This window comes from Nocardia asiatica NBRC 100129, assembly GCF_000308415.1.
Lineage (GTDB): Bacteria > Actinomycetota > Actinomycetes > Mycobacteriales > Mycobacteriaceae > Nocardia > Nocardia asiatica.
In genome coordinates this window covers 87,412-101,088 of sequence record NZ_BAFS01000209.1, presented here as the reverse complement: position 1 = coordinate 101,088, position 13,677 = coordinate 87,412, and the positions used below count along the sequence as shown (strand labels likewise).

Annotated in this window: 14 protein-coding genes and 1 other RNA gene; 10 read left to right on the top strand and 5 right to left on the bottom strand. The window is 69.0% G+C overall.

Going from position 1 to position 13,677, the window contains the following annotated elements; all coding sequences use genetic code 11:
* The first annotated feature begins 41 nt into the window (after positions 1–41).
* From ON27_RS20485 to ON27_RS20470, 4 genes are all read left to right on the top strand, one after another.
* Positions 42–1,121 (top strand): metallophosphoesterase, encoded by a 1,080-nt coding sequence (locus ON27_RS20485; RefSeq protein WP_043730063.1) that lies wholly within the window; start codon positions 42–44, stop codon positions 1,119–1,121.
* A 67-nt stretch (positions 1,122–1,188) separates the two neighbouring features.
* Complete coding sequence (locus ON27_RS20480) at positions 1,189–1,431, top strand: WLR motif membrane protein (RefSeq protein WP_043729942.1); 243 nt, start codon at positions 1,189–1,191, stop codon at positions 1,429–1,431.
* Between the two features lie 56 nt (positions 1,432–1,487).
* On the top strand, positions 1,488–1,961 hold the full coding sequence (smpB, locus tag ON27_RS20475) for an SsrA-binding protein SmpB (RefSeq protein WP_043729939.1): 474 nt from the start codon (positions 1,488–1,490) through the stop codon (positions 1,959–1,961).
* Complete coding sequence (locus tag ON27_RS20470) at positions 1,958–2,821, top strand: DMT family transporter (protein ID WP_174377860.1); 864 nt, start codon at positions 1,958–1,960, stop codon at positions 2,819–2,821. Before smpB ends, ON27_RS20470 begins: the two co-directional genes overlap by 4 nt.
* A 33-nt stretch (positions 2,822–2,854) precedes the next feature.
* On the opposite strand, the gene ON27_RS20465 is transcribed toward ON27_RS20470, so the two are convergent.
* The 3 genes from ON27_RS20465 to ON27_RS20455 all read right to left on the bottom strand — a co-directional run bounded on the left by ON27_RS20465 (position 2,855) and on the right by ON27_RS20455 (position 6,038).
* Complete coding sequence (locus ON27_RS20465; protein WP_051046814.1) at positions 2,855–4,153, bottom strand: ABC transporter substrate-binding protein; 1,299 nt, start codon at positions 4,151–4,153, stop codon at positions 2,855–2,857.
* A gap of 11 nt (positions 4,154–4,164) precedes the next feature.
* Positions 4,165–5,478 (bottom strand): ABC transporter substrate-binding protein, encoded by a 1,314-nt coding sequence (locus tag ON27_RS20460; RefSeq protein ID WP_051046813.1) that lies wholly within the window; start codon positions 5,476–5,478, stop codon positions 4,165–4,167.
* Between the two features lie 194 nt (positions 5,479–5,672).
* Complete coding sequence (locus ON27_RS20455; RefSeq protein WP_043729938.1) at positions 5,673–6,038, bottom strand: MerR family transcriptional regulator; 366 nt, start codon at positions 6,036–6,038, stop codon at positions 5,673–5,675.
* A 66-nt stretch (positions 6,039–6,104) separates the two neighbouring features.
* Between ON27_RS20455 and ON27_RS20450 the strand changes: the two genes are divergently transcribed.
* From ON27_RS20450 to ON27_RS20440, 3 genes are all read left to right on the top strand, one after another.
* A complete protein-coding gene (locus ON27_RS20450; protein ID WP_083887693.1) occupies positions 6,105–7,352 on the top strand; it encodes an MFS transporter in 1,248 nt (415 codons plus the stop codon).
* 118 nt (positions 7,353–7,470) lie between these two features.
* Positions 7,471–7,841, top strand: a transfer-messenger RNA (tmRNA) gene (gene ssrA, locus ON27_RS40850).
* Positions 7,842–8,308: 467 nt separating this feature from the next.
* Positions 8,309–9,199, top strand: a complete 891-nt coding sequence (locus ON27_RS20440) for a phosphotransferase (protein WP_043729931.1) — start codon at positions 8,309–8,311, stop codon at positions 9,197–9,199.
* Between the two features lie 201 nt (positions 9,200–9,400).
* Here ON27_RS20440 and ON27_RS20435 read toward each other — a convergent pair whose 3' ends face one another.
* A complete protein-coding gene (locus ON27_RS20435) occupies positions 9,401–10,153 on the bottom strand; it encodes an SDR family oxidoreductase (protein ID WP_043730048.1) in 753 nt (250 codons plus the stop codon).
* A 101-nt stretch (positions 10,154–10,254) separates the two neighbouring features.
* Here ON27_RS20435 and ON27_RS20430 point away from each other — a divergent pair, with 101 nt between their 5' ends.
* Entirely contained in the window at positions 10,255–11,142 is an 888-nt protein-coding gene (locus ON27_RS20430; protein WP_043729929.1) for a helix-turn-helix transcriptional regulator, read from the top strand.
* A gap of 27 nt (positions 11,143–11,169) precedes the next feature.
* Here ON27_RS20430 and ON27_RS20425 read toward each other — a convergent pair whose 3' ends face one another.
* Entirely contained in the window at positions 11,170–12,078 is a 909-nt protein-coding gene (locus ON27_RS20425) for an EamA family transporter (protein WP_051046811.1), read from the bottom strand.
* A gap of 212 nt (positions 12,079–12,290) precedes the next feature.
* Between ON27_RS20425 and ON27_RS20420 the strand changes: the two genes are divergently transcribed.
* Both ON27_RS20420 and ON27_RS20415 read left to right on the top strand, forming a co-directional pair.
* Entirely contained in the window at positions 12,291–12,689 is a 399-nt protein-coding gene (locus ON27_RS20420) for a hypothetical protein (protein ID WP_043729926.1), read from the top strand.
* A 79-nt stretch (positions 12,690–12,768) separates the two neighbouring features.
* Positions 12,769–13,674 (top strand): universal stress protein, encoded by a 906-nt coding sequence (locus tag ON27_RS20415; RefSeq protein WP_043729924.1) that lies wholly within the window; start codon positions 12,769–12,771, stop codon positions 13,672–13,674.
* The last annotated feature ends 3 nt before the right edge of the window (positions 13,675–13,677 follow it).

Here is a 13,677-nt window from a genome sequence, read left to right as displayed (position 1 = left end):
ATGGTCGGCGTCCGGGAGCGCCGAAGACTGTGGAGGACAGCGTGAGCGAGAGCGAGACGATCGGGCGCCGGGAGTTCCTGGGCGGTGCGGCCGCCCTCGCGGCGGGGGCGACGCTGATCGGCCGGACACCCGCGCATGCGGTGCCCGTCGCCGAGGGCGTCACCAAGTTCCCCTTCCCGGCCGATCGCCGGGTGCGGGTGCTGGTCACGGGCGACGCGGGCACCGGCACCCGCACCCAGTGGGCGGTCGCCGATGCCATGCGCGCGTATCACGGCCGTGAACCCGTCTCGCTGGCACTCGGTCTCGGCGACAACATCTACGAGCACGGACCGGCCGGCGCGGCCGACGCGCAGTTCGCCGACAAGTTCGAGAACCCCAACGCGGGGTTGGACTTCCCGTGGCTGATGGTGCTGGGCAACCACGACAACAGCTCGGTTCTCGGCGGCGACGGCGGTTGGTTGCTGCGCGGCAACGCCGAGGTCGAGTACCACGCCAACTCGCGGCGCTGGTGGATGCCGAGCCGCTACTACTCGGTGCGGATCCCGGAGCGGGACCCTGTCGTAGAGTTCTTCGTCCTCGACGTCAATCCCTTGGCCGCCTACGTGCCGCCGATCTTCTCGCCGTATTGGGCGGTCGACGGGCAGTTCATGAACGAGCAGCGCGACTGGCTCGATCGCGCCCTCGCCGAATCGTCCGCCACGTGGAAGATCGCCTGTACGCACCAGCCGTATCTGAGCAACGGCCCGCACGGAGACGCGGGCCGTTACGAGGGTCTGGCACTGGAGCCGATCAACGGCGTGCACGTGAAACGCTTCATCGAAGACCACGTGCTCGGCCGGTGCCAGCTCATCCTGTCGGGGCACGATCACTCGCTGCAGGTGCTGGAGCCCACCGCGACGTCGAAGGGAACCAGGCAGATCGTGTCGGGCGCCGCCGCGAAGACGGTCGGTCCCGAGCCGCGGCCGAGCCCGAGCGCGGGCCACGGTGCGCTGTACGAGACCTATCACGAGCTGGGCTTCATGGTCCTCGACCTCGCGGAGGGCGGGGTCGAACTGGGCGTGCACACGGTCGACCTGGCGAGCGGCGCCTCCAGCGAGGCGTTCCGGCGGCGCCTGGCCTGAGTTCCAACTCTGTTGCGCGGCGCGGGAATTGCGGCAGATCGCCGTTGTGGCGGCTACCGTGCTGGCTATGGCACCGGGTGAGGGTTCCAGCGATGCGGGTGAAGAGATTTCCTCCGGCTCTTCAGGGGGTGAGGCCCCGGACGCGCCGCCGCCTGTCCGGAGCAGCAGCGATCCGTCGGTCGAGAACGTATGGCTGCGGCGCAGGCCGCCGCCGGCACGTCCCGGCGCGCCGCGAATGTCGACGGTGATCCTGCTCGTCGCTTTCCTCGCCGTGCTCGCCCTCTACATCGTCCTGCATCCGAGCGGCTAGGGCGTCTGCGACCTGCGGGAATAATACGGTTGCCGGGTCACTTAGAGTGGACCGTTATGAAGGAGAAGGGGCGCAAGGTCATCGCGACCAACCGCCGGGCGCGGCACAACTACACGATCCTGGACGTCTACGAGGCCGGGATCGCGCTGGTCGGCACCGAGGTGAAAAGCCTGCGTGAGGGCAAGGCCTCGCTGGTGGACGCCTTCGCGACGGTGGACAACGGCGAGGTGTGGCTGCGTGGGCTGCACATCCCCGAGTTCAGCCACGGCACCTGGACCAATCACGCGCCGCGCCGGGTGCGCAAGCTGCTGCTGCACAAGCGCGAGATCGAGCGACTGGTCGGCAAGTCGCGGGAGGGCAACCAGACGCTGGTGCCGCTGTCGATGTACTTCTCCGACGGCAAGGTGAAGGTCGAGCTGGCGCTGGCCAGGGGTAAGCAGGACTACGACAAGCGCCAGGACCTCGCGCGGCGCACCGCCGAGCGAGAGGTCACCCGCGAGCTGGGACGGCGGGTCAAAGGCATGCGTTGACCGCCGTCCTGCTCGCGCTGGCCGCCGCGGTGGGCTACGGCGTGAGCGATTTCTACGGCGGTGTGGCCTCGCGGCGGGTGACCGCACTGCGCGTGGTCATCTATTCCTATCCGTTCTCGGTGCTGCTGGTGCTCGCCGTGCTCCCGTTCGTGTCCGGGAGCCCGGACGCCGCGTCGCTGGTGTGGGGCGCCGCGGCGGGGGTGACCAGCGGCGTCGCGGTGTGGTGGTTCTACGCCGCGCTGGCCGACGGGCCGATGGCGGTGGTGTCGCCGCTGACGGCGGTGCTGGTGGCGGGCATTCCGGTGCTCACCGGGCTGCTGAGCGGCGAGCGTCCCAGCCCGCTCGCCTTCGCCGGCGTCGTGTTCGCGCTGGTCGCGGTGCTCCTGGTGAGCCGGGAATCGCCGGACGAGGTGACCGAGGAGATCATCGGCGGACGCGAGCTGCGGTTCACCCGCAAGGTCGCCGCGCTCACCATCGGCTCCGGCGCCGCCTACGGCTTGGCCTTCGTCTTCCTGCACGAGACCTCGGCCGAGTCGGGGCTGTGGCCGCTGCTCATGCAGCGCGTCGCGGCCACCGGGGTGGTCTGGCTCGCCGCGCTGGTCGCCAGGGAGTCCGGCCGGCTGCGCGGGGAGCCGCTGCGGCTGGCCTGCTATATCAGCGTGCTGGACGTCATCAGCAACGCGGCGCTGCTGTACGCCTTCCACGGATCACTGCTGTCGCTGGTGAGCGTCATCGGCTCGTTGTATCCGGCCGTGACCGTGCTGCTGGCGATGGTGCTGCTCGGTGAGCGGGTCCACCGGCAGCAGCAGGTCGGCCTGGTCCTCGCGCTGGCCGCGGTCGCGCTCATCGCCGCGGCGTGACTGGGCCTGGCACCGCGGTCCGCCGGTGGCGCATCATCTCGTGCAGGGCTCCCGCATCGCTATCCGCTTCAGCGTGGGGCTGCGGTATTCGGCGACCACCGTGCGCGAACCCAGTGACGTGGACGGGTCGGGTTCGTTGACCACCGCGCGCTGCGCCGCGACGTCGGGTTCGTCCCGGCCGTAGGTCTGCGGCGCCGCCATGCCCTCGGAATCCACGGTGAGCCCGGCCAGGGCCTTGCGCAGGCTCGGCCGGTCCAGAGTGCCCGTCTCGGCTGCCTTGGTGAGCAGGGCCTTCATCGGATAGGAGATCGCCCAGCCCAGGTTGTAGCCGAAGTTCGTCGGTTCGCTGGTCGCGGCGTTCCTGGCGCGCTGGGCCCCGGTGCTGGTTCCGTCCCAGCCGTCGAACGGCGAAGTGTAGTTGTACAGCGCCGTGAGCGCGGGCGCGGCCGGAGACTTGAGCAGCGCGCTGTTCCAGGTCGGGGTGGAGCCCAGGAATCGGCCCTGGTAGCCGGATCTCGCCAGCTTGCCGACGATCTCGGCTGCTTCGCCCGGCCCGGTGGCCAGCAGGACCACGTCGGGCGGGTCGGCCATGATCGCGGTGACCGGGTAGTCCTGGTTCCCTACCTCGGTGTTGGGACCGGTGTCGATGCGCGCGGTGATCGTCGCGCCGTTGTCCAACGCCCACTTGAGCGCCCCGCTGGCGTAGTCGCCGCCGTAGTTGCCGCGGTAGGCGACCACGCCGACCGTGCGGGGCTGATAGTGGTTCTGCGCGAACCAGTCCAGGCCGAGCACGGCTTCGGTGCAGTACGAGAATCCGTCGTCGAGCACCAGATCGCGGTCGGTGGAGCGATACTGCCAGCCCGACCACAGCGTGCCCGCCCCGGTCACCAGATTCGCCTCGTCCATCTCGTGCAGGACCGCCAGCGTCTGCGCGGTCCCGAAACTCATCGCCAGCGCCAGCACGTGCGGCGCCACGTTCTCGAATTCGGTGACGTGCCTGCGCGGGTCGTAGGCGGTGTCGCGAGTGTAGGCGGTGATGTCGATCTCGTAGCCGCCGATGCCGCCCTGCTTGTTCACCTCGTTCCAGAACGCGAGCTGCCCCTCCTGCAGGGACCTTCCGAGGGGGGCAAAGGGACCGTTGTTCAGGTCCGACAGCACGCCCAGATAGATACAGCCCTTGTCGCGGTCGATCGCGTGTGGACATGGTTCGCGGGTGACGCCCGGCGCGGCGGCGGGCGTCGCGGTCGAACACCCGGCGGTCAGTACGAGCCCGAGTGCGAGCGCAGCGGCTGCTGGTCGAAGTAACCGAGGAAAGAATTCGTGGAAAGACATATCTGGCTCTCTTACGGCTGCACGCAGGGCTCGGTGAGGGTGATACGGTCCTGAGTCGGGCCGTGATACGCCACCGCCAGGGTTTTCGCGCCCAGCGGCGCGGTCTGTTCCGGTGCTTCGATGACCGCCCGCTGGCGGGTCAGGTCGGGTTTGGCCGCGCCGTAGACATATTCGGGTATCGCACCCTCGTAGTCGACGCGCAGGCCGTGCACCGCTTCCCGGACGCCCTTGCGGGTCAGCTTGCCCTCGTTGACCGCGCGGGTCAGCAACGCCTTCATTGGATAGGAGAACATCCAGCCCGCGCTGTAGCCCCAGGTCGAGGGCTCCCTGGTGGCCGAGGCCCGCGCCTTCTTGGCGCCCGAGCTGGTGCCGTCCCAGCCGTCCAGCGGCGAGGTCATGTTGTAGCGTGCGGTGATCGCCGTCGCCGCGGGACTTTTCAACAGGCCGCCGTTCCAGGTCGGGCCGGAGCCGAGGAATCGGCCGGGGAAGCCGGCCAGCGCGGCTTTGCCCATGATCTCGCCGGCCTCCGCCGGCCCGGTGGCCAGCAGGACGAGATCCGCTCCGGCGTTGAGGATCTTGGCGACCGCCGCGTCCTGATTGCCGATCTGGGTGTTCGGCTCGGTGTCGATGTGGGCCACCATGTCGACGCGATTGGCGGAAGCCCATTTCTTCGCGCCGGTGGAATAGTCGCCGCCGTAGTCGCCCTGGTAGCTCACCGTGGCGATCGAGTTCGGCTTCGCCAGGTGCTCGGCGATCCAGTCCAGGGCGATGATCGCCTCCGAACAGTAGGAGTAGCCCGACTCCAGCAGCAGGCCCTTGTCGCTGTTCTCGAATTGCCAACCCGACCACAGCGTTCCGGCGATGGCGACCATGTTCGCCGCGTCCATCTCGGGAAGTACCTTCTGCGTCTGCACGGTGCCGAAACTCATCGACAGCGCCAGGACGTGCGGCTCGATCCGCCGGTAGGCCTCGGCGTGCTTCTGCAGATCGTAGTTCGTGTCCTCGGTGTGGGTGGCGATGTCCACCTCGTACTTGCCGCCGATGCCGCCCGCCTCGTTCACGGCTTTCCAGAACGCCAGCTGGCCGTTGTGAATGTCCTTGCCCAGCGCGGCGAACGGCCCGCTCGTCAGATCGGACAGCACGCCGAGGTGGATACACCCTTTGCGGTTGTCGACGGCGTTCGGACACGGGTCTTTGGTGACCCCCGGCTCGAACGCTTCGGCCGACTTGTCTCGCAAGGCGGAGCAACCCGCCAGGACGAGCCCGGCGATGACGGTGAGGGCGGACAGGCGCAGCAACCTGTTCCGAATGATACGAACTGCCAAAGTGTTTCCTTAGTCTGAAATCGAGATCCGCTGCTCAGAGCCGATCGTTCGGCTCGTGCAGTGTAAGTCGGGTTTGCCGTCGCGCCGGGAGAATCGGCTACCAGCATCCGGGAATGCCCTAGCGGTGGAACGCGCGGTGTTCGCGAACGGGTAGAGGTGGCGGGGCAGGACGTTTGTGACAGTCGGGCTGGTGGTTACGCGACGGATGGTTCAGAAGTGTCTCGTCGAGTGGTGGCGAGCAGTTCGTCCAACAGTGATCGGGTGTGGATGAGTTGGTCGATGTCGCCGGTGATCCGGCGACGCTCTGCTTCGAGACGTTCACGGCACTGGTCCAGCAGGAGGGATTCGCCGGACAGACACGCCAGGATTTCGCCGATGAGGTCCATGCCGAGGCCTGCCGCGAGCAGGGTTTGGATGTGCGCCACCTTGTGGATGTCGGAGTCGGCGAAGATTCGGTATCCGCTGGGGGTCCGGTCCGGGGTCAGGACGCCCTTCTCCTCGTAGTAGCGCAACGCTCGGACGCTGGCTCCGGTCCGATCTGACAGTTCGCCGATCTTCACCTGGCTGCTCCGTTCACGACTCGGGGCTTGACTCTCACGTCGACGTGAGAGTTTACCTTGCTGGTCATGCTTCGACTTGCCATCCTCATGTTCTGCGTCTTCAGCATCACCACCGGCGAGTTCGTGGTGGCCGGGATCCTGCCCGAGATCGCCACCGACCTCGGGGTCACCGTCGGCACCGCGGGTTTGTCGGTCACGGCGTACGCCGTCGGCATGATCATCGGCGGCCCGGTGCTCACGGCGGTGACCGCCGGTGCCGACCGGAAACCACTGATGTTGGGATTGCTCGCTGTCGCGGTCGTCGGGAATGCGGTCTCCGCTCTTGCTCCCGAGTTCTCCTTGCTATTGGCAGCCCGGGTGATCACCGCACTGGTGACCTCGACATTTTTCGCCCAAGCCATCGTGATCGCGGTGCAGTCCGCGCCACCTGAGCGAGCCGGGACCATGGTTGCCCGGCTGGCGTTCGGGATGAACCTGGCCATGATCCTCGGCGCGCCCATCGGCACCCAGATCGGCGGTCAGTGGGGTTGGCGTTCGACGTTCGCCGCGATTGCTGTTGAGTGCCTGATCGGCCTGGGTCTGGTGTTCTGGCAACTCACCCCGCCCCGTGAGGAGGGTCGGGCCTCCGCGGCCTCGGAGTTGCGAGTGCTGCGACAAGCGCCGGTGCTGCTGGCGCTGGCCATCACCGCGGTCGGCAACGTTGGCGTGCTCATGGTGTTCAGCTACCTCGCGCCCCTTCTCACGGATCTGGGTGGTCACTCCACGACCCGTCTGCCGATTCTCCTGCTCGCCTACGGTGTCGGCGCGACGATTGGCAACCTCGTCGGCGGCACGCTTTACGATCGCAACCCGCGACTGTTCCAACCCGCCTTCCTCGGCCTGTTGGCCGCAACCCTTGTCGGCACCTGGTTCGTTGCGACCTCGACAGCCCTTACCGGGGTGGCAGTTGTCGTGATCGGTCTGTTCGGCTTCGCGATCATCCCCGGCATGCAGGCTCGCGTGATGATGACCGCCGGCGACGCCCCGACATTGGCGATGGCGGTCAACGCCTCCGGGTACCAGGTCGCAGCCGCCTGCGCCGGCCTGTTCGGCGGCCTGATCGCCGACTCCACTGCCGGCCCCAGGCCCATCTACCTCGCAGCAGCGGGCCTGACCATGTGCGGCCTGCTCATGACGGTCGTGGCTACCCGCGCCCCGCGTGGGACGACCGCGACCAGCATGTGGGCAGGGCCGGGTCGGGTCGGAGTCAGGGGGCGGGGCCGGGACGGGGAGCGCCGCGCGCCGGGCGCCAGCCGAGCTGACCTGCGCCGATGACCTCCGGCATGGCAGCCGCCGACACTGTCGGGTGTGGTGGCCGCCACCAAGGGATAATGGGATGATTCCGGTCCTGACCGGTGTTAACATGAACAGCCGGCAAGGTGCCGGGGCGTACGGGGCTGAACGGTTTCGACTGCGTACGTTGATTCAGGGGAAGCGTGTCGGTGCAGGCAAGAGACCACCGTAAGCGTCGTTGCAACCAATTAAGCGCCGATTCCAATCAGCGCGAGTACGCTCTCGCTGCCTAACCAGCAGAGCGTCTCTGTCGGCCCGGGGCATGCCCTCGGCTCCGGTGCCGGCATCAGCTAGAGGGCTAACCGTCCTACTCGGTCGCGGAGTAGGGCGGGACATCGAACAGCGACTGGGATCGTCATCCGGGCTTGTCCGCGGGACCCGGAGATCCGAGTAGAGGCACAGCGGACTGCACACGGAGAAGCCCTGAAGACGCGGCGGAGGACCCGGGTTCGATTCCCGGCAGCTCCACGAGTGCGAGGCCCATGCCCATGGAGGGCATGGGCCTCGCTCGTTCCGCTGAAAGAGGGTGATTCATCGTGAATCACAGTGATGTCTTTTCGCGGGTGGAGCCCGGATCGCTACCCCTGTCAGGGGTCTGATCCGGGGTTCGATTCCCGGCAGCTCCAGTTGTACGCGCGCTGGCCCTTCCGTCGTTGACGTACGCCCCCAGTGCGCAGCCCGCTTCTTCTTCCCCTTCGCTCGCAGACGCCCGTTCGGGAGTGCCCCGGGGGCTATCGACTCAGTCGGACAAAGCGGCAATTCGGGCGAAGTGGGCGGATTCTGTTTGGTTGCTGATTGCTGTGGAATTGCCGGGGTAATGTCCACTGAGCAGGCAAAATGGGGTGTTAGCCCCCCGGTATCTGGATGGCTGTTATGACGCTCGAAGCCGAGATGCGTTTCTGCTCCCGAGAGGGGAGCGCGGGGCTTGGGAGGCTGACATGACCGCAGGGATAGCGGGTGACGGGATGCGGTCGATTCTGCGTGCCGCGTGCGTGAGTGTCGGCATCGATGTCGGCGATGCCGAGCCAGCGGGGACGCAGGGCGTCTACCGGCTGCGCGACGGGATCGTCGTGCGGATCGGCGAGCGCGGGCAAAAGCTGGTGACCGGGCGGGAAGTCGCCGTGGCTCGATGGCTGGAGACCTGTGGGGTTTCGGCGGCGCGTCTGGTCCCCGACATCCCGCAGCCGGTGGTGGTCGACGGGTGCCCGGTGACTTTCTGGCAGGACCTGCCGCCGCATCATCCCGGCACGCCTGCCGAAGTGGCCCGGGCGCTGGGGCAACTGCACCGGTTGCCGCTGCCCGGGTTCGAGCTGCGCCGGATGGCGCCTCTGGCGCGGGTGGAGCAGGAGATCGCCGCCGCGCGGACCGTGTCCGAGGACGACCGGCGATGGCTGCACAAACACTTGGAGGAATTGCGCGGCCGCTGGAAGACGCTCCCGGCGGGCCTGCCCTGGTCGGTGGTGCAAGGCGCCGACTGGGGCCGGAGCGTGGTGGTCGGTGACGACGGAGACGTGATCCTGGTCGGCATGGCAGGGGCGATGATCGGCCCGCCGGAGTGGGATCTGGTGCAGGCCGCGATCGAGTGCTGGACCGCCCGCAAGATCACCGCCGAGCAGTACGCCGAATTCTGCGGCGGGTACGGCCGCGACGTGATGCGCTGGGACGGCTTCTACCTTTTGCGCGACATCCAGGAGTTCAAGATGGCCCTGCGGTCCATGCGGGCCGCCGCCGTGGACCCGACCTACCAGCGGCAGGCGCTGTGCCGCCTCGCGTACATCCGCGGCGACGAGGGCATGCGGCCTTGGCCGGGTTGGGCGGACCTCGGCTAGGCGCCTGGGTTCCGCAGCCGAGCGTAGGCACCCCGGACGACCGCTCACCAGGTTGCCGTGCGCGCGTGCCCGGCACCGGAGGGGATATCGCCCAGGTGCGCGCCGCGTCCCGGCCTTCAGAGGCGTCTTCGGGCCGGGCGCGGCGCGACACCGGGGGCGACGTCGGTCATCCGCCGGACTTCCGAGCAGATGAGCCGGTGATCAGCCCTGCTGGGTCGGGACGACGACGAGTTCGGCGATGTTCACGTGCTCGGGCACCCCGACCGTGTAGGTGATCGCGGCGGCGATGTCGCCGGGTTCCAGGATCTTGATCGCCGTGCGCCACTGTTCCAGCCCGGCGCGCTGCTGCTCGTCCCGCATCCCCGCGCCGAGTTCGGTGCCGACGAAGCCCGGCTCGATGTTCTTGACCCGCACGCCGCGCGGCCCGAACTCGGCTCGCAGGTTGCGGGTCAGGTGCGCGACCGCGGCCTTGGTGGCGGTGTACACGGCGTAGTTGGGGAAGACCGTGTGGCCGCCGATCGAGCCGACCAGCACCAGATCCGCTTGCCCGCCCTCGGCCGCGGCCGCGAGCAGGTCATCGATGAACGCCCTGGCGGTGTAGAGCAGACCGTTGATATTGGTGCCGACCATCTGGTCCCACTCGTCGGTGAGCGCGGACTCGAACGGCGCGGCGAGCATCACGCCCGCGTTCGCGACGACCAGGTCGACGGGCCCGAACGCGGCCCGCACCGTGGCGGCGGCGTCCCGCGCGGACTGCCGGTCGGCGACGTCGGCGACCACCGCGAGCGCATCCCCGCCGATCTCGGCGGCGAGGTCTTCGATGCGATCCTTGCGCCTGCCCAGCAGGGCGACCTTGGCGCCGCCCTGGGCGAGCTGCCGCGCGGTCGCGGCGCCGATTCCACTCGATGCTCCGGTGACGACCGCGACGCGGCCGGTGAGGTTGTTGTTCGTCATGTCCACTACGTTGCGCCTCCGCTCGCCCGCCTGACAGGCTGCGGACTTCCTGGTAGTCGCGGGGCCACCCAGGCGCGCGGCCGCTCATTTAGGCTCGGATCATGGAGTCCGACAATCGACTGGGCGCGTTCCTGCGGGCGCGCCGCCAGCTGGTCCGGCCGGAGGATTTCGGGTTGTCCGGCGGCGGTCAGCGGCGGGTCGCCGGACTGCGCCGGGAGGAGATCGCCCTGCTGGCTGGGGTGAGCGCCGACTATTACGTGCGCCTGGAACAGGGCCGTGACCGGCATCCCTCCGAACAGGTCATCGCCGCGCTGGCGCGCGTGTTCGCACTGGACGAGCAGGGCACGGCGCACTTGCGGGAGCTGGCGCGGCCCACGGTCAAGCGGGCCCGGGCGCAGCGACGGCCGGAGCGGGTAGCGCCGGGGCTGGTGCGCCTGATGAACGCGTGGTCGAATACGCCCGCGCTGGTGCTGGGCAGACACCTGGACGTGCTGGCGGCGAATCCGCTGGCGGCGGCGGTCAACTCGTGCTCTGTGCCGGGCGTCAACCAGGTGCGCATGGTCTTTCTCGATCCCGAGGCGCGCGATCTCTACGCCGATTGGCCGACCATCGCGGCCGACACCGTGGCGAGCCTGCGGGCGACCGCGGGCGCCGACCTGGACGATCCGCGCTTGACCGAATTGGTGGGGGAGCTGTCGCTGAAGAGCGAGGAGTTCCGGCAGTTGTGGGCGCGCCACGACGTCCGGGCGAAGACCGCTGGCGTCAAACAGTTCCGTAATCCCATGGTCGGAGATCTGACGCTGTCCTACGAGACGTTCAGCGTCAACGGCGCGCCGGGCCAGTTGCTCATCGCCTATCACGCGGAACCGGGATCGCCCTCCGAGCGCTCTCTCGCCCTGCTCGGCAGCTTGATCGCCGACGACACCGAGACCGCTCGTCCCGAGCACCGGGACAGCGGGCAGCCGGGTGTGCCCCGGCAGCAGCGCTGAAGGGCAGATCCGCGCCCGAACGGCGGTTCAATCCTGCGCCTCGGTTCGCGTGGCCCCCGCCGAGGCCGCGACCACGCACGCCACGCCCGCCCACTGCCCGAGGTTCATGACCTGGCCGAGGACGAACAATCCCGCGATCGCCGCCACCGCGGGCTCCAGGCTCATCAGCACTCCGAAGACGCGAGGCGGAATCCGTCGCAGCGCTTCCAGCTCCACCGAATACGGCAGCACCGACGACAGCAGCGCCACCGCGAATCCGGTGGCGAGCACCGCGGGCTGCAACAGCGCGGCGCCCGCGTCGACGACGCCGACCGGCAGCATGATCAGCCCGCCGAAAGCCATGGCCAGCGCCAGCCCGCCGCCACCGCTGGTCCGCTCGCCGAGCGCGGCGCTGAGCAGGATGTAACCCGCCCAGCACGCGGCGGCGGCCAGCGCGAACAGCACTCCGACCCAGTCCACGTCGCCGTCGGCTCGGGTGAGCAGCAGTACCCCGGATCCGGCGAGCACTGCCCACAGCGGATCGATCCAGCGCCGCGATCCGGCCAGCGCGACGGTCAGCGGTCCGAGGAATTCGATGGTCACCGCCATGCCGAGCGGAATCCGGTCGATCGCCGCGTAGAACGAGAGATTCATCAGCGCGAGCACCGCCCCGTACCCGAGTACCACCGGCAGCGCACCCCGCGCCACCCGCAGTGACGAGCGCCAGATCACCAGCAGGACGATTCCGGCGAAGACCAGCCGCAGCATGACCGCCCCGGCCGCGCCGGTCGTCGAGAACAGTTGTTTCGCCACCGCCGCGCCCACCTGCACGCTGACGATGCCCGTTAGCACCAGCGCCGTCGGCGGCACGCCACCGAGCCCCTGCGCCGCGACCGAACGCCCGACCGGCGCCGGCCTCGGTCCGCGCACCTTCCGCTCGAAATCGATCGCTACCAAGCCGCACCTCCGTCGCTCTCAGGAAGACCTCCGGACACACAATCACGTGGGGCCGACACGACCGGCCAGGCGGAGCCGAATGTGCCGATGCGATCGAGATTCGGCGGTTCGCGCCCCGCCGAGGCCATGCCGGAGTGAGGATCTAGTGGTCGCGCCGGTGCGCGTGACCGGTGTCCGTTCGACGAAGAGCGACTCACGATAGGACCTACTCGATGCGCAGACGAGGTGGTGCGGTAGCGGCGGCGATCGGAGCCGTCGCGGCGATCACGATGGGCGAACCGCCCTCGGCCGGAGCGACGGTGACCCAGGTCGGAATGTATCCCGGCGTCAACTTCGGTATGGCGACGAACTACGGGACGGGCTGCCTGTACACCGCGCGAGCCACCGTGACCGATGTCGTCGCCCCGGTCGTGTTCTACGACAACGGTGTTCCGTTCGGCGTGGTTCGGCCCTCCGGCGGGGTCGCTTTGATCGATTGGGTGCCCGCCACGCAGGGACCGCACACGATCAGCGTGGTGCAGGAACCCTACGCGCCCTACGTGGCGAGCATCGACCTCCGGGTCGGTGAAGGCGTCCATCTCGGCTACGCCTGCGCCGTTCTCGGCGGTTGACGCCGGCGTCAGCGCAGCCCCGTGGTGATCGGACGCTTTCGCGGCCGAGTTGGGTCTGTCGTCCGGAGAGGAAGTGAGCATGCGAAGCAACGCCCCGATCGTCGTCGGTGTGGACGGGTCCGCCGGCTCCGCGGCGGCGGTCGCGTGGGGAGCGCAGGCCGCCGCGCAGCACCGGGCGCCGCTGCGTCTGGTGCACGTCCTCGATCCGGTCGCCGACTACGGCCCCGGCGTGACCGAACCGCTCACCAGCACCGACTACGCGCGGCTGGAGGGGCACGGCCGCTGGGTGCTGGACACCGCGCGCGAGGAAGCGCAGATCGCGGTCCGGCCTTTGCCGGACATCGAGGTCAGCACCGAACTGGTGCACGAGCCGGTCGGTCCGGCGCTGCTGGATCGCACCGGCGCGGCGCGGATGATGGTCGTCGGCACCCGCGAGCGCGGCACCGTGCGGCGCGCCCTGCTCGGATCGGTGAGCGCTGCGCTGGCGCGGCGGGCGCGCTGCCCGGTGGTCGTGGTCCGGGAGGGGGCGCCGCTCACCGCGGAAGCCAGGAAACAGCAGGTCATCGTGGGGGTGGACGGCACCGAGGTCAGCGAGCCCGCCATCGAAGCGGCGCTGCACGAGGCCTCGGCGCGGAATGTGCGGCTGCTGGCGCTGCATGTGTGGACCGGCGTCGAGCTCGGCGCGGCGACCGCCGAACACGCGGCCGACGCCGAGAAACAGATCGTGCTCGCGGAAAGCCTGGCCGGCTGGCAGGAGCGGTTCCCCGAGGTGGAGATCCGGCGCGAGATCGTCACCGACCGGCCCGAGCGCTGCCTGCTCGAACGTTCCGAGCAGGCCCAGTTGCTCGTGGTCGGTAGCCGGGGCCGCGGCGGGTTCGCCGGCATGCTGTTCGGTTCGACCAGCCAGGCGCTGCTGCTGTCGGTGGCCTGCCCCATCATGATCGTTCGCGACCGCACGATGGAGGTCCGTTACCTGCCCGACTGAACC

What these genes read in the sequence shown, in the direction of transcription:
- ON27_RS20480 (WP_043729942.1), top strand. Translation starts at nt 1,189, where the DNA reads ATGGCACCGGGTGAGGGTTCCAGCGATGCGGGTGAAGAGATTTCCTCC.
- smpB (WP_043729939.1), top strand. Translation starts at nt 1,488, where the DNA reads ATGAAGGAGAAGGGGCGCAAGGTCATCGCGACCAACCGCCGGGCGCGG.
- ON27_RS20465 (WP_051046814.1), bottom strand. Translation starts at nt 4,153, where the DNA reads ATGTCTTTCCACGAATTCTTTCCTCGGTTACTTCGACCAGCAGCCGCT.
- ON27_RS20450 (WP_083887693.1), top strand. Translation starts at nt 6,105, where the DNA reads ATGCTTCGACTTGCCATCCTCATGTTCTGCGTCTTCAGCATCACCACC.
- ON27_RS20440 (WP_043729931.1), top strand. Translation starts at nt 8,309, where the DNA reads ATGACCGCAGGGATAGCGGGTGACGGGATGCGGTCGATTCTGCGTGCC.
- ON27_RS20435 (WP_043730048.1), bottom strand. Translation starts at nt 10,153, where the DNA reads ATGACGAACAACAACCTCACCGGCCGCGTCGCGGTCGTCACCGGAGCA.
- ON27_RS20430 (WP_043729929.1), top strand. Translation starts at nt 10,255, where the DNA reads ATGGAGTCCGACAATCGACTGGGCGCGTTCCTGCGGGCGCGCCGCCAG.
- ON27_RS20420 (WP_043729926.1), top strand. Translation starts at nt 12,291, where the DNA reads ATGCGCAGACGAGGTGGTGCGGTAGCGGCGGCGATCGGAGCCGTCGCG.
- ON27_RS20415 (WP_043729924.1), top strand. Translation starts at nt 12,769, where the DNA reads ATGCGAAGCAACGCCCCGATCGTCGTCGGTGTGGACGGGTCCGCCGGC.